Genomic DNA, 1,653 nt, shown 5'->3' with positions numbered 1-1,653 from the left:
GAACTGTTGGAAAAACGGGGAACTTACACTTTTTATTACTAAAAAGAAAATTCAACAATTGGCACAGTAAAATATTACACATATACTACAATAACAAAACCCTGCATTTGCAGGGTTTTGTTATTAATTAATTTTTTACTTTGAAAACCGTTACCGGTGTCATCTGCTACTTGCAAAGGGAATGCCCTTTGATCCCTTACATGAAGATTAATTTATTTTACTTGTAGCTTTATACTCTCTGGAACTAATCCTATTAGTAATTTATCTGAAGACTCATTCCGTTTATAATTCTTTGGCAATCCATATTTTTGAATTAGTTTATCATCCTCAAAGAGATCTACAGAATCATAAAAATTATAAAATCCTGATTTGGCTTTTAATACATAAACTAGACTATCACCAATTGAACTTACTATATTATCGTTAATCTTAATTATATTTTCATTTGAAATACAGATATACGTTTTAGATTCTTTAATATATGCTGTTAATTCCGTATTAAAACGTATACTATCATTTGAAAAATCTTTCTGTATTGAGCCTAAACGATTCGTTTCATTGATTATATACTCATAGTCATAACTAGTAATTTCAACCGTTTTGTACAGGTCTTCATTAGTAGCTTCGTCTATATCCCCACAATAATCTCGCTTTTTTCCATCAATTATTTCAGTCTCGTATACGATAAAAATCTCTGAAAATTTTGTGTGTTCTCCTTTTATACAAGAGAAGAATATTGTAGCAAAAAATAATAATAAAAAACACTTTCTCATAAAAATTATTTTATTAGACCGTATTTTCTCCAAGCTGCAGGTAAATTGTCCCCAGGTAATCTATATGGAACAGGTCTCTGTACAGGGGATGTTACTCTTATTACTGTTCCTCCATGATGATTCCTAGTTCTCTCACCATTTGCCCGAGCTGTCTTATTCTCATATTTATTGATTACAAATCTTTCGTTTTTTGTATTGTATTCTTTATCGGATCCAGTTTTGCTATTTTTTTTGTATTGTTCATAAGTACCGTTCTTCTTAGCTTTATTAGCTTCTAATGCATGCCCTGCTTCATGCTCAAGTACTGTTGCTGGAGACTGATACCCTCCATCATCAAAATTTAACCCTCCGTAATCAAGCCAGTATAATATGTCAGAATCAGGAAGATAAAAACTACCATCACCAAAACTTTTACCCAAAGGATTATTTTTTTGTGTGTTTAGTGCCGATTCCATATCGTAAACACTTGTAGAGTATTCGTTATTGGTTACTAATTCCTTTAAAGCTTCACCACCTCCATTTTCAATGTTAAAATTATATGCTTTAATGACATTTTGAACGAAATCATTTTTAGGAGCATCCTTGCCATTTTTTCCATTATATTGAAAGGAATCTGCAGTTATTTTTCCTTTTTTATTTACTTTAAAATTGTAAAATATAATTATGTCTCTTCCGTCAGGGTCAATAAATACATTAGGATTATTAACAGCATAATTATAAGGCGACCATCCATAATATTTATCCGTCAGCGGGTCGATGTTCATCCATCTCTCAATACTTGGGTCGTAGTTACGGGCACCGTAATCGTATAAGTTGATGTCAAACTCATTCTGCAACTCCTTGCCGTTGTACTTATAATTATACGTAGCCGAACCCGTTG

2 protein-coding genes are annotated in these 1,653 nt (G+C 31.9%); both read right to left on the bottom strand.

Going from position 1 to position 1,653, the window contains the following annotated elements:
* Positions 1-212: 212 nt before the first annotated feature.
* Positions 213-773: a hypothetical protein gene (locus HMPREF2660_RS06360; RefSeq protein WP_141743562.1), complete on the bottom strand. Its 561-nt coding sequence runs from the start codon at positions 771-773 to the stop codon at positions 213-215.
* A gap of 5 nt (positions 774-778) precedes the next feature.
* A partial coding sequence (locus tag HMPREF2660_RS06355; protein WP_221403261.1) for an RHS repeat-associated core domain-containing protein occupies positions 779-1,653 on the bottom strand: 875 nt, incomplete at its 5' end.

The organism is Weeksella sp. HMSC059D05, from assembly GCF_001809725.1.
GTDB lineage: Bacteria > Bacteroidota > Bacteroidia > Flavobacteriales > Weeksellaceae > Weeksella > Weeksella virosa.
Note: the sequence above shows the minus strand (reverse complement) of the source record. Positions and strands in the feature narration are given on the sequence as shown.